Origin of the sequence: Antarctobacter sp. (assembly GCF_048262615.1) — a bacterium.
Classification (GTDB): Bacteria; Pseudomonadota; Alphaproteobacteria; order Rhodobacterales; family Rhodobacteraceae; genus Antarctobacter.
Genome location: NZ_JBLXFB010000001.1, coordinates 322,435 through 338,095, shown reverse-complemented (window position 1 = coordinate 338,095; position 15,661 = coordinate 322,435). Strand labels below are relative to the sequence as shown.

At 64.1% G+C, this 15,661-nt stretch carries 17 protein-coding genes and 2 tRNA genes; 10 read left to right on the top strand and 9 right to left on the bottom strand.

Annotated elements, in window-relative coordinates; translation table 11 throughout:
• Positions 1 to 23: 23 nt before the first annotated feature.
• Positions 24 to 97: transfer RNA gene (locus ACN0S5_RS01660), tRNA-Gly, on the top strand.
• A 24-nt stretch (positions 98 to 121) separates the two neighbouring features.
• Here ACN0S5_RS01660 and ACN0S5_RS01655 read toward each other — a convergent pair.
• Positions 122 to 1,234, bottom strand: a complete 1,113-nt coding sequence (locus tag ACN0S5_RS01655; RefSeq protein WP_417205341.1) for an acetoin utilization protein AcuC — start codon at positions 1,232 to 1,234, stop codon at positions 122 to 124.
• Between the two features lie 81 nt (positions 1,235 to 1,315).
• Between ACN0S5_RS01655 and ACN0S5_RS01650 the strand changes: the two genes are divergently transcribed.
• Positions 1,316 to 2,389: an AbrB family transcriptional regulator gene (locus tag ACN0S5_RS01650; protein WP_417205340.1), complete on the top strand. Its 1,074-nt coding sequence runs from the start codon at positions 1,316 to 1,318 to the stop codon at positions 2,387 to 2,389.
• 7 nt (positions 2,390 to 2,396) lie between these two features.
• On the opposite strand, the gene ACN0S5_RS01645 is transcribed toward ACN0S5_RS01650, so the two are convergent.
• From ACN0S5_RS01645 to ACN0S5_RS01635, 3 genes are all read right to left on the bottom strand, one after another.
• Positions 2,397 to 4,214, bottom strand: a complete 1,818-nt coding sequence (locus ACN0S5_RS01645; RefSeq protein ID WP_417205339.1) for an ABC-F family ATP-binding cassette domain-containing protein — start codon at positions 4,212 to 4,214, stop codon at positions 2,397 to 2,399.
• 60 nt (positions 4,215 to 4,274) lie between these two features.
• Entirely contained in the window at positions 4,275 to 5,003 is a 729-nt protein-coding gene (locus tag ACN0S5_RS01640) for a GNAT family N-acetyltransferase (RefSeq protein WP_417205338.1), read from the bottom strand.
• Between the two features lie 109 nt (positions 5,004 to 5,112).
• Positions 5,113 to 5,571: an outer membrane protein assembly factor BamE gene (locus ACN0S5_RS01635; RefSeq protein WP_417205337.1), complete on the bottom strand. Its 459-nt coding sequence runs from the start codon at positions 5,569 to 5,571 to the stop codon at positions 5,113 to 5,115.
• Positions 5,572 to 5,660: 89 nt separating this feature from the next.
• Between ACN0S5_RS01635 and ACN0S5_RS01630 the strand changes: the two genes are divergently transcribed.
• The 8 genes from ACN0S5_RS01630 to ACN0S5_RS01595 all read left to right on the top strand — a co-directional run bounded on the left by ACN0S5_RS01630 (position 5,661) and on the right by ACN0S5_RS01595 (position 11,880).
• Positions 5,661 to 6,239, top strand: a complete 579-nt coding sequence (locus ACN0S5_RS01630; RefSeq protein ID WP_417205335.1) for a YceD family protein — start codon at positions 5,661 to 5,663, stop codon at positions 6,237 to 6,239.
• Positions 6,240 to 6,393: 154 nt separating this feature from the next.
• Positions 6,394 to 6,600 carry a 50S ribosomal protein L32 gene (rpmF, locus tag ACN0S5_RS01625; RefSeq protein WP_089279710.1) on the top strand — a complete coding sequence of 69 codons (207 nt, stop codon included), beginning with the start codon at positions 6,394 to 6,396 and terminating at the stop codon, positions 6,598 to 6,600.
• 27 nt (positions 6,601 to 6,627) lie between these two features.
• A complete protein-coding gene (gene plsX / locus ACN0S5_RS01620) occupies positions 6,628 to 7,728 on the top strand; it encodes a phosphate acyltransferase PlsX (RefSeq protein ID WP_417205334.1) in 1,101 nt (366 codons plus the stop codon).
• Positions 7,725 to 8,696 (top strand): beta-ketoacyl-ACP synthase III, encoded by a 972-nt coding sequence (locus ACN0S5_RS01615; RefSeq protein ID WP_417205332.1) that lies wholly within the window; start codon positions 7,725 to 7,727, stop codon positions 8,694 to 8,696. Before plsX ends, ACN0S5_RS01615 begins: the two co-directional genes overlap by 4 nt.
• Before the next feature lie 151 nt (positions 8,697 to 8,847).
• Positions 8,848 to 9,150 (top strand): integration host factor subunit alpha, encoded by a 303-nt coding sequence (gene ihfA / locus ACN0S5_RS01610; RefSeq protein WP_089279707.1) that lies wholly within the window; start codon positions 8,848 to 8,850, stop codon positions 9,148 to 9,150.
• A 10-nt stretch (positions 9,151 to 9,160) separates the two neighbouring features.
• Positions 9,161 to 10,303, top strand: a complete 1,143-nt coding sequence (locus ACN0S5_RS01605) for a MerR family transcriptional regulator (RefSeq protein WP_417205330.1) — start codon at positions 9,161 to 9,163, stop codon at positions 10,301 to 10,303.
• 65 nt (positions 10,304 to 10,368) lie between these two features.
• Positions 10,369 to 10,445, top strand: a tRNA-Pro gene (locus tag ACN0S5_RS01600).
• A 352-nt stretch (positions 10,446 to 10,797) separates the two neighbouring features.
• A complete protein-coding gene (locus ACN0S5_RS01595; protein ID WP_417205328.1) occupies positions 10,798 to 11,880 on the top strand; it encodes a 2'-deoxycytidine 5'-triphosphate deaminase in 1,083 nt (360 codons plus the stop codon).
• Between the two features lie 9 nt (positions 11,881 to 11,889).
• Here ACN0S5_RS01595 and ACN0S5_RS01590 read toward each other — a convergent pair whose 3' ends face one another.
• From ACN0S5_RS01590 to ACN0S5_RS01570, 5 genes are read right to left on the bottom strand one after another with little or no spacing between them, the layout of a single operon-like run.
• Entirely contained in the window at positions 11,890 to 12,063 is a 174-nt protein-coding gene (locus ACN0S5_RS01590) for a hypothetical protein (RefSeq protein ID WP_417205326.1), read from the bottom strand.
• Positions 12,064 to 12,123: 60 nt separating this feature from the next.
• Complete coding sequence (scpB, locus tag ACN0S5_RS01585) at positions 12,124 to 12,807, bottom strand: SMC-Scp complex subunit ScpB (protein WP_417205324.1); 684 nt, start codon at positions 12,805 to 12,807, stop codon at positions 12,124 to 12,126.
• Positions 12,800 to 13,591: a segregation and condensation protein A gene (locus tag ACN0S5_RS01580; protein WP_417205322.1), complete on the bottom strand. Its 792-nt coding sequence runs from the start codon at positions 13,589 to 13,591 to the stop codon at positions 12,800 to 12,802. Before ACN0S5_RS01580 ends, scpB begins: the two co-directional genes overlap by 8 nt.
• Positions 13,588 to 14,598: a glycoside hydrolase family 3 N-terminal domain-containing protein gene (locus tag ACN0S5_RS01575; RefSeq protein WP_417205320.1), complete on the bottom strand. Its 1,011-nt coding sequence runs from the start codon at positions 14,596 to 14,598 to the stop codon at positions 13,588 to 13,590. The genes ACN0S5_RS01580 and ACN0S5_RS01575 overlap by 4 nt, the downstream gene beginning before the upstream one ends.
• A complete protein-coding gene (locus ACN0S5_RS01570) occupies positions 14,595 to 15,524 on the bottom strand; it encodes an SPOR domain-containing protein (RefSeq protein ID WP_417205318.1) in 930 nt (309 codons plus the stop codon). Before ACN0S5_RS01570 ends, ACN0S5_RS01575 begins: the two co-directional genes overlap by 4 nt.
• Positions 15,525 to 15,661: the final 137 nt, after the last annotated feature.

The window sequence follows — 15,661 nt, the reverse complement described above, 5'->3', positions numbered from 1 at the left end:
CTAAGCTACCGATGCGCCTCGCGGCGGGTATGATGTAATGGTAGCCTGTCAGCTTCCCAAGCTGAACGCGCGGGTTCGATTCCCGCTACCCGCTCCAACTCTCCCAATTCAGATGGCAGCGTCAGACGACGGCGCGAAGACGCGCTTTTAGTTGGGCGATGTCCGCCTTCAGGTCCGCCGAAACCGGCCCTTCGCGCGGCGCGTCCAGAAGCGTCGTCAACAGCGCGGGATCGGGTCTGCCCTTGCGATGCCACATCAGCCCGCGCAATACGGCCCGTGCCGCCTCTGGCAAGTTGTCCGGAATCTCGACCCCCGCAATCTCGCCCCAGACGGCGGTCCAGCAGCGGGCCACGCTCCACGGGTTGTAACCGCCGCCGCCCGCGACAATCATGCGGGGCGCAAGTGGACGCAGGGCGCGCACTGTGGCCACATGGCACCGGTTCGACAGGGACAGGCGGGCCAGCGGGTCTTCCAGCAGCGCATCCGCGCCGCATTGCAGATAGATTGCATCGGGTCGGAAATCGGCAACGGCGGGCAGGATCACCTCCTCCAGCACGAGCGCGAATTCCGTGTCGTTGAAGCCGCGCGCAACCGGCAGATTGAAGGCCGCACCGCCGCCCGTATCCTGCAAGGCCCCGGTGAAAGGCCAGCGCCGCGCCTCATGGACAGAGACTGTCCGGACATCCTCGCGCCCCGCAAACGCGGCCTCGACCCCGTCACAGTGATGCGCATCAATGTCGACATAGGCGACGCGAGACAGCCCCATCTGCAACAGACGCTCAATCGTCAAGACCGGCTCATTGAGATAGCAAAACCCGGCGGCACGGTCCGGCATGCCATGATGCTGGCCACCGCCGGGGTTGTGAACCACGCCGCCCCCGGCCACCAGTTCGGCGGCCAGCAACCCGCCGCCCACAGCCGTTGCCGGGCGGCGGTACATCTCGGCAAAGACCGGGTTGGACAGCGTGCCCAGCCCGTGCCGCGCGCGCACGGCATCGCTGACGGATTGCGCCGCTTCGGCGGCCTGCAAGGCTGCCACGTAGCCGGATGTGTGAAACCGCGTCAGCGCGGCAGATTTGGCGCGCGGCGAGGTGCGATACCGCGCGACAGGCAACCAGTCCAGCGCGCGGGCAAGGTCGATCACCGCCGGCACCCGCTGGATCGAAAGAGGATGCCGCGCCCCGTAGACAGAGCCGCGATAGATGGGAGAGCCGATAAAGCGCGCGTCAGCCATGACCGAGAGCTAGAGCCTTTGGACAGCAAAGGAAATCCCCGGCGCATTGCACAGCGCGACAAGCGGGAATATCACTCACACATGCATGATTTCCCCACCTTCCGCCTTATCTGGCAGACCGCCGCGATGATCGCCTTTGGCGCGCTTGGCGGCTTTGTCGCGACCTTGGCGCATGTGCCGATGCCATGGATGCTGGGCGGGCTGCTGTCCTCTGCGCTGGTGATCCTGATCTGGGCGCCGCCGTTCCTGAAGGACTACGATTTCCCGCTGCCGTTCCGGACCGGATTCGTGGCGCTGATCGGGGTGATGATCGGCACCCAAGTGACGGCGGACCTGTTGGCGATGGCCGGGCAACTGCCCTGGACAATGGGCGGGCTGGTGGTCTTTGTGATCTGCGCGCACCTTGGCAACACCTTCATTTTCCGCCGTCTGGGGGGCTATGACCGGGCCACGGCCTTTTATTCGGGGACGCCCGGCGGGCTGATGGAAAGCATCGTCATGGGCGAAGGCGCGGGGGCCGACATCCGCATTCTGACCGCGCAACAGTTCCTGCGGATCATCGTGGTGATCACCCTGTTGCCGCTCTGTCTGTCGTTGTGGATGGGCACCCCGGTGGGGAGCGCCGCAGGGTTGCCGGCGGCATCGGGACACGCGCCGGTGGCGCCGCAGGCACTGGTGCTGATCGGCCTTGCGGCCGGTCTGGGCCTGTGGCTGGCGCGCCTGATCCGGCTGCCTGCGGCCCAGTTGAGCGGACCGATGATTCTGGCGGCGCTGGCCACCACAACCGGCGTGCTGGACCTGCACCTGCCGATCTGGCTGATCGCCGCCGCGCAACTTGTGATCGGCGTCAGCCTTGGTATGCGATTCAAGGGCACCAACCTTGCGCTGCTTCGCCGCTGCGCGTGGCTGGCGCTGGTGTCGGTGGTCTTTATGCTGGTTCTGGGCGGTGTGCTGTCGGCGATCCTCTGGCAGATCACCGGCATCGAATGGCTGCACCTGCTGATCAGCTTTTCACCGGGCGGCGTGGCGGAAATGTCGGTGGTGGCGCTGAGCCTTGCGGCCAACCCGGCGCTGGTCGGCCTGCATCACGTTGCGCGTATTCTGATGACAGTGGTGGAACTGAGCGTGATGGCGCGCCTGCTGGGATTGCGCTAGGGCGCGCTCAGGCCTCTTCGGCCTTTTCCGCCAGTTCCAGCCACTCTTCCTCCGCCCCGGCCAGCGCGGTCTGCCGCTCGACCAAGGCATCGGTCGCCTTCCGGAATTTCAAAGGGGCCTTGGTGAACAGATCCGGCTCGGCAAGGAACTGCTCCAGCTTGGCAATCTCAGCGGTCAACCGGTCAATCACCTCTGGCAGTTCTTCCAAGCGATGGCGCTCGGTAAAACTGAGCAGCGGCTTTGGCTCGGGCTTTGTGGCCGGGGCGGCGCTGTCCTGTTTCGGGGCTTGCCTTGCCTTCTTCTCTGGCGCGGCATCCGCGCGCTTTTGTGCCTGATAGTCGGACCAGCCACCAGCATAGACAGTGGCGCGGCCCCTGCCCTCCATCGCCACGGTGGTGGTGGCGACCCGATCGAGAAAATCACGGTCGTGGCTGATCAACATGACCGTGCCGTCATAGTCGTCCAGCAGTTCCTGCAACAGGTCCAGCGTTTCAACATCCAGATCGTTGGTCGGTTCGTCCAGGACCAGCAGATTCGATTCCCGCGCCAGCAGTTTCGCCAGCAGCAGACGCGCCTTTTCACCACCGGACAAGGACCGGACCGGCGCGCGGGCCTGACGTTCGTCAAAGAGGAAATCCTTGAGGTAGCCGACAACGTGACGCGGCGCACCCCGCACCATGACCTGATCCGAAGACCCGGACACCCGCATCCCACGATCCTGCGTGAGACTGTCCCAAAGAGAGGCATCGGGGTCCAACTGCGCACGGCTCTGGTCAAAAATCGCGGGTACAAGGTTGGTGCCCAGCTTGACGGACCCCTCGTCGGGCGCAAGCTCTCCGGTGAGGATCTTGATCAGGGTCGTCTTGCCCACACCGTTCGGCCCGACAAAGGCAACACGGTCACCGCGCTGGATGGTGATATCAAAGCCGCGCACGATGGTGGTGTCACCAAATGCATGGGTTATGCCCTTGGCCTCTATCACTTTCTTGCCCGACTTTGGACCGGCGGTCAGTTCCAGCGCCGCAGACCCTTGCCTGCGAATCTGTGAGGACCGTTCCTTGCGCAAATCCTGCAAGGCGCGCAAACGTCCCTGATTGCGGGTGCGCCGGGCGCTGATGCCTTCGACGGCCCAGCGGCCCTCGGCTTTGATCTTGCGATCAAGCTTGTGACGCTGGGTGTCTTCTTCATCCCATGCCTTGTCACGCCACGCCTCGAAGGCAGAAAACCCCTGTTCCTGACGACGCACCACGCCCCGGTCGATCCACAGCGTCGCGCGGGTAAGTTCGCTCAGGAACCGCCGGTCGTGTGAGATCAGGACAAAACCCTTGCGGGTGGACTTCAACTCGTCCTCCAGCCAGGAAATCGCCTCGATATCCAGGTGGTTGGTCGGTTCGTCCAACAGCATCAGATCGGGTGCTTCGGCCATCAGCTTGGCCAGCGCGGCGCGTCGCCGCTCACCGCCCGAGGCGGTGGCGACAGGACGCTCGGGGTCAAACTTCAACCCTTCGGAGGCGCGTTCGACACGGTACATTTCCGAGGCCGCAAGCTCAGAGGCGGCGAAGTCCCCCAACGTCTCGAACCCGGACAAATCCGGGTCTTGCTCCATGTAACCCACCGACGATCCGGTCGGCACCACGCGGTCCCCCCGGTCCGCTTCGACCAGCCCCGCCATGACCTTCATCAGGGTGGATTTGCCGGACCCGTTGCGCCCGACCAGCGCGACGCGGTCGCCCTGATGGACGGTGAGCGACAGGTTGTCGAAAACAGGATCGCCGCCAAAGGTGAGCGATATGTCGGTGAGCTGAAGAAGAGGAGGTGTTGCCATGCAGGCCAGCTAGGCAAGCGCGGGCGCGCCGTCAAGCCGCCATGCGACACCGCCCCGGTCTCAGCCCACCACCGCGCGCAACAGTTTTTTCCGGGCGGGCGGAATGGCGGCGATTTCGACCCCGGTGAAGACGTGAAGTGTATTCATCTGCGAATCCACCACCGCGTGGTCGCTCACCCAGCCGCCCATCATCAGGTAGGTGCGCAATAGCGGCGGCATCCGCAGCATGGCTTTCTTGGCATCCGGCTTGCGTCGCAGACGCTGGGCAAAGCGAAAGACATCCGGCGCCTTGACGCGCGGCAGCCAGCGGCGCGGGGCAAGGTGACGCGCCTTGAGCATGGCAAAGGCATCGTAATAGGTGCGCGCGTCGGTGCCTGAAAAGCTGGCGCAGCCGAACAACAATTCGACCCCCCTGTCGTCGACATAAGACGTCATCGCCCCCCAAGCGACCCGCAGAACGTCAGGGTCATGCAGATCGGGATCTATGCAAAAGCGGCCCATCTCAACCATCGGCCCCGCAAAGGATTCGAGCGCGGAAAGCTCATAATACTGCGCCGAATAGCTGCGCCCGATCTCTCCGCCGCTGGCCAGTTGCAGGAACCGAAAACAGCACACCAAAGCGCCGGTGCGGTTCTCCTCGACAAGCACATGATCACAGAGTGCGTCAAAATCATCCGCATCCAGCCCGCCTCCGTGAAAGGCGCGGCCACGCAGGGTCTGGGCCGCGATGACATCGGCCTCACTGTCGGCAAAGCGCGCGCGATACCGGCCACGTTTCAACTGGATCATCTCGCCCGCTCCTGCCCGGCGCGCGACTCGCACGTCCGTGTGTCAGACGAGATGCCAAAACCGCGTGACAATCAAATGACAGTTGTACGGCAGGAAAAAGCCGAGGCGATCACTCGCCGAACAGACCCGCCGCCGAGATGCCGCCAACATTGCCGAACAGCTTGCGGATAAAGTTGATGTCGCCATCGGATGTCTGGGTCACACGGCGGTTGAGCGTCACGACGCGGCCATCCTCCAGACCGTAGGTGGCGATATTCTTGACCACGTCCGCCTCATCAAAGGTGATGGCGACGATGGTCCGCTCGACGACCTTCGGCTTTTGGTAGGCAAAGTGGCGCACTTCGGTCTCTATATAGTAGTAGCCCGACCCGCTCAGCACGCCCGCGGCGTTGGGCACCCCGATCAGGTCCTCAACAGAGGCCTTGGTGTCGATACCGGGAACGATCTGCTGCAAGTCTTCCTCAGAGGGAAGATAACCGTGGGTGCGGTACTGCGCGGCGCACGCCGACAGCGTCACCAGCATCACTGCCGCGACGAAAACCTTCACCTTGCCTGCAAATCCGTTCATGTCACGCCCCTCTTGTCACGGGCCCTTCTGCCACCTATCCCGCTTACATAAGGAATGCCCGCCATTCAAGCACAGGAAAAGCTGTCACAATGACCACCGATCCCTCCGAAGGCCGCTCGACCGCCGCGCGGCTGCGCGTCGCCAGCCTCCGTCAGACCGGATCGACGCCCGTGAACATGGAGCCCGGCGCAGCCGCGCGCGCGCGCTACGCCGCCGAACTGGGTGCAGAGGCGCTGCGCAAGCTGCGATTCCAAGGCAAACTGACCCCGATGGGCAAATCCGGCTGGCGGCTGGACGCGAAACTGGGCGCAACGGCGGTTCAGGCCTGCATCGTCACGCTGGACCCGGTGACCACGCGGATCGACACGACCGTCGTGCGCGAATTCTTGCCACCCGAGCGGATGGACGCCCCCGAGGCCGGGTCGGAAACCGAAATCCCCGACGACGACAGCGTCGAGGTGCTGGGCGACGAGATCGACATCGAGTCCATCATGCTGGAGGCGCTGTCGCTGGCTCTGCCCACCTACCCGCGCAAAGACGGCGTTTCATTGGGAGAGGCGCAATTTGCCGCCGATGGCGTGGTGCCGGTAACCGACGAAGAGACCAAGCCATTTGCCGGACTAGCCGGCTTGCGCGAAAAAATGCAGGACAACGACAAAGAGGGCTGAGATTCCGCTTGCCAATTCGGCGCTACCGCGTATTTTCGCGCGCTCATGAGTACGTCAGGCGCATGTCGCCGCGAGCCGATCACGGCTGCGCGGCATGGCCCCATCCGAAACACCACGGGCGGCCCCGCCCCCCGGCGACAAAAAAGGTTGAGACATGGCTGTCCAACAGAACAAAGTTTCCAAGTCGCGCCGCAACAACCGTCGCGCGCATGACGCCCTTTCCGGCGCCAACCCGAATGAATGCGACAACTGCGGCGAGCTGAAACGCCCGCATCACGTCTGCCCGTCCTGCGGCCACTACGCCGAGCGCGAAGTTGTTGCGATGACCGACGACATCGAACTGGACGAAGACGCCGCCTGAGCATCTTCCCGTCGGGACGCCTACTGAATGTCTTCCCAGAAGGACCACCGAGGCTCCGACTCGTCTCGCATTGTGATCTCGGTCGACGCCATGGGCGGCGACCGGGGCCCGGCGGCTGTGATCGCGGGAATCTACGAGTCTGCCCGCATCAATCCCGAACTGGATTTCATCCTGCACGGTCCCGCGGATGAGCTTGAAAAGCTCGTCGCGCGGCGTCGTGGTTTGGATCAACGATGCCAGATTCGCGACGCCCAGGGCATCGTGAGCATGGAGGACAAGCCCAGCCAGGTGATGCGTCACGGCAAGGGCACCTCCATGTGGTCGACACTGGAATCGGTGCGTGCGGGTGAGGCGACCGTGGCTGTAAGCTGCGGCAACACCGGCGCGCTGATGGCACTGTCGATGATCCGCCTGCGCAAGCTGCCCGGCGTCAACCGCCCCGCCATCGCGATTCTCTGGCCGTCACGCAACCCGCAGGGGTTCAACGTGATGCTGGACGTTGGCGCGGATATCCGCGCCGACGCCGAAGACCTGTTGCAATACGCGCTGATGGGATCGGCCTATGCCCGCAACGGTCTGGCGCTGACCAAGCCACGGGTTGGCCTGCTGAACGTCGGCACCGAAGAACACAAGGGTCGCGCCGAACTGAAAGAGGCGCATGACCTGATCGCCGCCCAGGAAGACGCCGGAAACTACAAATTCGTCGGCTTTGTCGAAGGCGGCGATATTCCGGGCAAGCGCTGCGATGTCATTGTCACCGACGGCTTCACCGGCAACGTGGCGCTGAAGACCGGCGAGGGCACCGCCTCTTTGATCGGCGATCTGCTGCGCGAGGCATTCGCCTATTCCCCGCTGTCGCGCATCGCCTCGTTGCTGGCGCTGACATCGTTGCGCCGCCTGCAAAAGCGGATAGATCCGCGACGGGTGAATGGCGGCATCTTCCTTGGCCTGAACGGAACAGTCGTCAAATCCCACGGCTCGGCCGATGCGACCGGCGTCTCTGCCGCGGTAAAGCTGGCGTTTGAGCTGGCGCGCTCGGGCTTTGGCGACAGACTGGCCGCACGGGTTGCCTCTGCCGCCGAGGCGTCGCAGGATGGCGGTTCACAAAAGGACGTCAAGAAATCATGACCATACGCGCCGTCGTCACCGGCGTCGGGCACTACCTGCCCGATCGCGTCGTCGAAAACGCCGAATTCGAGGCGACGCTGGAGACCAGTGACGATTGGATTCGCAGCCGATCAGGTATCGAACGCCGACATTTTGCCGCCGAGGGTCAGACCACCTCGGATCTGGCCACCCGCGCCGCCAATGCCGCATTGCAGGATGCCGGTGTCACCGCCGATACGGTGGATGCGCTGATCGTCGCCACCTCGACCGCCGACCTGACATTTCCGTCCGCCGCGACCATGGTGCAGGCCGAGTTGGGCATGACCACAGGGTTTGCCTTTGACGTGCAGGCCGTCTGCGCCGGGTTCATTTACGCACTGGCCAATGCCAATGCGCTGATCGTCTCCGGTCAGGCAAAGCGCATTCTGGTGATCGGCGCAGAGACGTTTTCGCGCATCATGGACTGGACCGACCGGGGCACATGCGTGCTGTTCGGCGATGGTGCCGGGGCGCTGATTCTGGAGGCCGCCGACGGGGACGGTACCAAGGCCGACCGGGGCATCCTGTCGACAGACCTGCACAGCGACGGTCGGTTCCGCGACATCCTCTATGTCGATGGCGGCGTGAGCAAACAGAACACCGGGTTCCTGCGGATGCAGGGCAAAGAGGTCTTTCGGCACGCGGTGGAAAAACTGGCCTCCACAGCCACAACCGCGATGGAAAAAGCCGGTGTCGCCTCCGATGAGATCGACTGGGTGGTACCGCATCAGGCCAATATCCGCATCATCAACGGGACGGCGAAAAAGCTGGGACTGCCAATGGACCGGGTCGTCGTGACCGTTCAGGACCACGGCAACACCTCTGCCGCGTCGATTCCACTGGCGCTGTCTGTCGGCAAGGCGCGGGGTCAGATCAAGCGCGGCGACCTTGTGGTGACTGAGGCGATCGGCGGCGGGCTGGCCTGGGGATCGGTGGTTTTGCGCTGGTAACTGCCACCGCAGGGCTGTGCACATGGGCGGATGTCCACGCATGTTGCAGTTTAGCGGTGATCGAGAGGATAAATTGCTAGCCGCAAGTCATTGATATTGACTTGTGATTTTTCACCCCAATAATCCAGAAGAAACATCGGGAGGGACGATCATGGGTGAAAAGACGCTGACGCGCATGGACCTGAGTGAGGCGGTATTCCGCGAGGTCGGTCTGTCGCGCAACGAAAGCGCCGAACTGGTCGAAGCGGTGCTTCAGCACATGTCGGATTCGCTGGTCGCGGGCGAGCAGGTCAAGATTTCGTCCTTTGGCACCTTCTCGGTCCGGGAAAAGGCGGCCCGTGTCGGACGCAACCCCAAGACCGGACAAGAGGTCCCGATTCAGCCGCGCCGCGTGCTGACCTTCCGCCCCTCGCACCTGATGAAAGACCGCGTGGCCGCGGGCAACAAGCGCTGAGGCGGCGCTGATGCCCAAGTCTCGGGACGCGTTTCGGACCATTTCGGAAGTGGCGGACTGGCTGGAAACACCAGCCCATGTGCTGCGCTTCTGGGAGAGCAAGTTCAGCCAGGTCAAACCCGTGAAACGCGCCGGCGGACGTCGCTACTATCGCCCGGCCGACATGGAATTGCTGGGCGGAATCAAGAAGTTACTGCACGATGATGGCATGACCATCAAGGGTGTGCAAAAGGTCCTGCGTGAACAGGGCGTACGCCATGTCGCCTCTCTGGCGGCGCAGTCCGCAGAGGCCGACCAGAGCGATCTGATTGAGGATGCCCCCTATGCCGAAGTGCCGTTGCACGACACAGAGGCCGAGGTGGTGGCCTTCCCGTCCGAAGCGGTTGTGATGCGGGCCGACGACACGCTCACACCTCAGACGGTTGGCGACGCTCCGGAACAGGAAGCCGATGCATTAGAACCCGCCGCCCCTGACCTGCCTGACAGTGTCGACGTTGACCCGCCGCAGACCGCGCCTGAGGCGCCCGCCGCACAGGACTTGTCCGTGATGGCCGACGCGGCGGAAGGTTTTGAAAACATCCAAGACGACACGACGGAAGAGGCGGATCTCCCCATGCCGGAGGCGTTGGACAATGCCGTCTCTGAGTCGCCGGTGCATCACTGTTCCGACTCGCAACAAATCGAAGCGTCACAGCAAATGGAAGCAGAGCCGTCACCTGCCGCAAAAGAGACGCCAGAGGAATCGGGCGATCACGGGGACACCGAATTGGCAATCGACACCGCTCTGCCACAGGCAGAGGTCGACGCCGCACCCTCCTCTGGGCCGTCAGATTCGCCACCCGAGCGTGAGCCCGCCGACACCCCGGAACTGCCGTTTGACATACCCGCCGCTGCGCCGGTGGCAGATGACGGGCCAGCGGTGGTTGCCGACCCGGAAACCGAATCCAAGGCTCGGAACCCGCTTGATCTGCCGGATTTCAGCATCTCGGAAACCCCGCCACCTGTTGCCGAACCGGTTGTCCGCCCCGCCATCGGCCCACTGGGCCAGATCGCAAAACTGTCCTCCCTTTCAGAGGCGCAAAAGGCCGCGCTTGCAGCGCAACTTCCCGCTCTGGAAGCGCTCCGGGATCGCCTGTCTGCACCGCTTTCCTGAGCCTCGGATTTTTCGTTCTGAGGGGTTGCTCTTGACGAAAAAAAGCGTAAACCACCCCGACACGTCGGGCTATGGCGCAGTCTGGTAGCGCGTCCGTCTGGGGGACGGAAGGTCGCAGGTTCGAGTCCTGCTAGCCCGACCAATTTTCCAATCCCAGCCAATTCTATGCAACGTCCCTGTGGGTTGGCTGGTGCCTCAGGTGCCCACCAGTCGTGAATGCCGGACGGCGGGCAGACCCATCTAACATTCAAAACAACCGACTTGGACGGGCCACCGCCCCCCCTTGCGGAACGTGACACGTCAAGGCACCCATACGTGCCGGTGCCCCTGCCATGGCCCACCTTTGCCGCTGCCGATGCGCCGACTCCGGATGCCATATGTGTCGCGCGGGACGGGCAGTTCCGGTTTCGCCTGCCCTGCCCCCGCCGCGCGACGTTTTTGCGCTCCACCTCATCCCATGCGCTTGCTAAGACGGGCGAAACAAGGGGAATGCGATGACCGGGGTTCTGGCCAGCCAAGAGATCGAAGCGTTGATCACGCAGGGTGCGATTGCCGCCGACGTGCCGTTTGTCGACGGACAGGTGCAACCGGCGAGCCTTGATCTGCGGCTGGGACAAACCGCCTACCGGGTGCGGGCGTCCTTTCTGGCCGGTCAGGGGCGCAGCGTCTCTGACCGTATCGACGAATTCGAAATGCACAGGATCGCCTTGGGGGCGGAGGGTGCGGTGCTGGAAAAGGGCTGTGTCTATCTGGTCCCTCTGATGGAGCGCGTTCGCCTGCCCCAGGACATTCAGGCCATCGCCAACGCCAAAAGCTCGACCGGGCGGCTGGACCTGCTGACGCGGGTGATCACCGATGGCGGGGTGGAGTTCGACCGCATCGCGGCGGGATATGACGGGCCGCTCTATGCCGAGATTTGTCCGCGCTCATTTTCTGTTCTGGTGCGTCCGGGGATGCGCCTGAACCAGATCCGGTTCCGGCGCGGGCGGTCGGTGCTCAGCGATACGGAACTGCACGCTCTGCACGAGGCGGAAACGCTGGTCGGCGGCGGTGCCCCGGTGATCGGTGAGGGGCTGGGTTTTTCCGTCGACCTGCAACCGGGGGATGGCGGGTTGATCGGCTATCGCGCGCGCCCCCACACCGGGGTAATCGATCTGGACCGGATCGGGGCCTATGACCCGCTGGAATTCTGGGATGAACTGCGATCGGACAGTGGACAACTGATCCTCGATCCCGGCGCGTTCTACATTCTTGTCAGCCGTGAAGCGGTGCATATCCCACCGGGATATGCCGCCGAAATGGCCCCCTATCTGGCCATGGTCGGGGAATTCCGGGTGCATTACGCGGGCTTTTTCGACCCCGGATTTGGCCATGCCGCCGCAGGCGGCGCAGGCGCGCGCGGCGTGCTGGAGGTGCGCTGTCACGAGGCCCCCTTTGTGCTGGAGCACGGCCAGATCGTCGGGCGACTGGTCTATGAGCGCATGTCGCAGGTGCCGGCACAGCTATATGGTGCCGGGATCGCGTCGAACTATCAGGGTCAGGGCCTGAAACTGTCCAAGCATTTTCGCGGTCGCTAGGCCCGCGCGTCAGAGACGGTTGCCCATCCGGGCCGCACGGCGCGCCTGACGGATGGCGCGCTGCGCCTCGCGGCCCTGTTGTCCACCTCCGGTCGCGCGCTGAATGCCCGCGTCGATGCCTTTGTGAACCAGTTTGCGCAGCACCATCTGCACAACCATATTGACGATCTGTTGGACGTTCATGCTCGAATCTCCTGTTTTGGTACGCAGATTAACCAGCAATTGTGCCGATTTTCGGGCAGGTTAATCCTCGAACAGTTCGCTCTGGCCTTCTTCCAGCCCTTCTTCGGCGTCCACATCGCCCTCACCCGCCTGCGGCACGCCCAATGGCGAGGGGCGGCTTTCCAGCAGACCGGCGGCGCGCAGATCCGCCAGCCCCGGCAGATCGCGTGCGGATTCCAGCCCGAAGTGGTCCAGAAAGCCCTGCGTCACGACAAAGGTCACCGGTCGCCCGGGCGTCATGCGGCGGCGGCCAAAGCGGATCCACTCCATCTCCAGCAATTGATCCACCGTGCCGCGCGACACGGACACGCCGCGGATTTCCTCGATCTCGGCCCGTGTGACCGGCTGGTGATAGGCGATGATCGCCAGCGTCTCGACCGCCGCACGGGACAGTTTACGCGTCTCGACCGTTTCGCGCTGCATCAGAAACCCAAGGTCCGGCGCGGTGCGGATCGCCCATGCATCCCCGACACGGACCACCTGCACACCGCGCCCGTCATACCGCTTGCGCAAGTAGACCAGCGCCTCGGCGGCGTCGCAGCCGTGCGGCATCCGGTCGTTGAGTTCCTTCACGGTCACCGGCTCGGCGCTGGCAAAGAGGATCGCCTCAACCATGCGCTCTTGTTCCGCGATGGGAGGGGCCTCGAACAGGCTGTCGCGGGGCGCGCGGTCTTCTTCGGGCGCGGCCTCGGGGGTGTCAGTCATCCCGCCTCTCCTTACGGCGCATCATGATGGGCTCGAACGTGCCGGATTGTTTCAACTCTGCCTTGCCCTCTTTGACCAGTTCCAGCGAGGCGGCAAAGGTCGCGGCGGTGGCGGACCGCCAGCGCACCGGGTCTTCGGCCCAGCCCTCGGGCAGATAGCTTTGGATGTCGGTCCAGACCCCGGCAAATCCGATCAGACCGCGTATCCGTTCCAGCGCCTGTTCCATGGTGAACACGCGGTCGCGGTCCATCACAAACGGGCGGAATTCATCGCGGGTGCGGATACGGGCATAGCCCTGCATCAGGTCCAACAATGTGGCGGTGTATTTCACCTGCCGCACCTGTTCGACCTGTTCCGGCAATCCACGCCCAAAGAAATCGCGCCCCAGTTGATCGCGCGCCATCAACCGGGCGGCGGCGTCGCGCATCGCTTGCAGGCGTTCCAGTTGAAAGGCCAGATGCGCGGCTAGATCCTCGCCCGATGGCCCCTCTTCGGAGGGGTCAGGCGGCAGCAACAGACGTGATTTCAGAAATGCCAGCCAAGCGGCCATGACCAGATAGTCGGCGGCCAGTTCGATCCGCAGCGTCTTGGCCTCTTCGACAAACCGCAGATATTGCCGCGCCAGTTGCAGGATCGAAATCTTGCGCAGGTCCACCTTTTGGGTCCGCGCCATGTTCAGCAGCAAGTCGAGCGGTCCCTCGAACCCATCCACATCAACCACCAGCGCCTCGGCGGCGAGGCGTTCGGAAACCGAAAGGTCGACAAGATCGGGGGTGTCGTTCATGCGGGGTCGGTGTGCGGGTCCAAAGCCGTGAAGGCGTCAGCCTCAGCGCGCAGGGCCGCGATGTCAACCGGCTTGGGGGTTGTGCGGGCCATCAGGGCACGTTCTGCGCGGGCTTGCGCCTGTGTGTCCATCGCTCCGACCTCGGCACACAGGGACTGCATCTCTGTCAGGTCGCCGTTGCAATGCAGGATCACATCACAGCCCGCCTTGCGCGCGGCGATGCCGCGTTCGGGCACGGTGCCGGTCAGCGCCTGCATCGAAATATCGTCGGTCATCAGCAGCCCGTCGAAACCGATTTGCTCCCGCATAACGCGGTTCATCACCGGCGACAGCGTTGCGGGGCGCGGGTCGATGTCCTCAAACACCAGATGCGCGGTCATCGCCAGTGGCAGGTCGGCAAAAGCCTTAAAGACAGCGAAGTCCTGTGCGTCGAGCATGGCATGATCCGTTGCCACGCGCGGCAGGTCCAGATGGCTGTCCAGCGTGCCCAGCCCGTGACCGGGCATGTGTTTCATCACCGGCAGTACGCCGCCGTCAAGGCAGCCCTGCACCACGGCGCGGCCATGGCGGATCACGGTGTCCCGGTCGGTGCCATAACAGCGGTTGCGCAGCACGGCGTGGGTGTCCGGCCGCGCAATATCCAGCGTCGGGATACAGTTGCCGTCAATGCCGAGCGCGCACAGCTCATCGGCAATCAGGCGCGCCCGAAGGTAAAAGCGGCGCTCAGCCTCTGGGGCATTGGCATCGTCCAGCGGCGCGGGCCAGTCGCGGGCCAGTGGTGGGCGCAGGCGCTGCACGCGCCCCCCCTCTTGGTCGATAAAGATCGGCGCATCGTGGCCCGCAGCCTCCCGCAAGCTATCGCAAAGCGCTCGGATCTGGTCCGCATCCATCAGGTTGCGGTTGAACAGGATAAAGCCAAAAGGCCGCGTCTCTGCAAAGAGAGATTTTTCCGCATCAGAGAGTGTCGCGCCAGCACAGCCAAGTATGACTGCACCAAACGCCGTCATCGCGTCACAACCGGAATGCAGTCGACCTTTTGCGCGACAAAGGCGGCGCAAAAGCGGCGGGCGTCGGAAAGGTCTTCAAAGCCGTGGGCGCGGAGACGGTAAAAGGTGCGTCCACCAGACGAGGCTTTCTGGATCACCCGCTCTTTGTCATCGAGGTAGTCGCCGAACCGCCCGTCAAGGCGCTGCCATTCCGAACGCGCCGCGTCGGGGCTGTCAAAGGCCCCGATCTGCACCAGCCGGGTCCCGGCGGACAGGGTGGCGGGGTCCAGTTCCGTCACCGGCCCTGCGGCGGCAGCGGCAACAACGGCCGCCTGTGTTGTGCGCGGGGCGCTTGCCAGACCGGCAGGACGCAGACGCGGGCGCAGAGACCGGGCAAGACCGGGTCCGTCAAACTGTTCCAGATCCGTCTCTGGCAGGGCAGAGGCCAGCGCGGTCACCACTTCGGCGTCGGTGCCTTCGGGCAAGGCGCTCAGCGGTTTGGCCCGCGCGGCGATCTCATCGGCCAGCGCAGCAAGCGCGCTGTTCGGCTCGGCGCTTTCGGGGATCGGTGCGCCCGAGGGCGGCAATTCGACGATTTCGGCGTTGCGGGCCAGCGTCGGCGACACATCGCGCGGTTGTTCCACCGGCGCCATTGCGCCCAGAGCCACATCATCGGCCTGAAGCCCTGCGGCGCGCGGGGCCAGCGTCAACTTGTCCACCGGGTCCGCCGCGCCGCCGTGACCGGCAACCGCGTTGACCGCCAGCCCCTGATGATCGGCCAGCGTGCCGCCGGGATCCTCTGGCGCCACGCGCATCGGGCCGGACATGGCCTGTACCACCGGCACGCCGCTGACGTCCCGCGCCACAACCTTATAGCCCCAGACCGCGATGCCGACGACCAGCGCCAACGACATGGCCGCCCCGGCCCAGTTGGCCATTGACGCCATGTTCCCAGAACCCGAATGCGGGGCCGGGCGACCCCCTTCAAAGGTGAAATCCGCCATTTCTGCCTCATGTCCCCCAGGCAGTGCTTTGCCACCCGGATGCGTTGCTGCTCAACTCAAAACCCGGCGGAGGCGGCTTT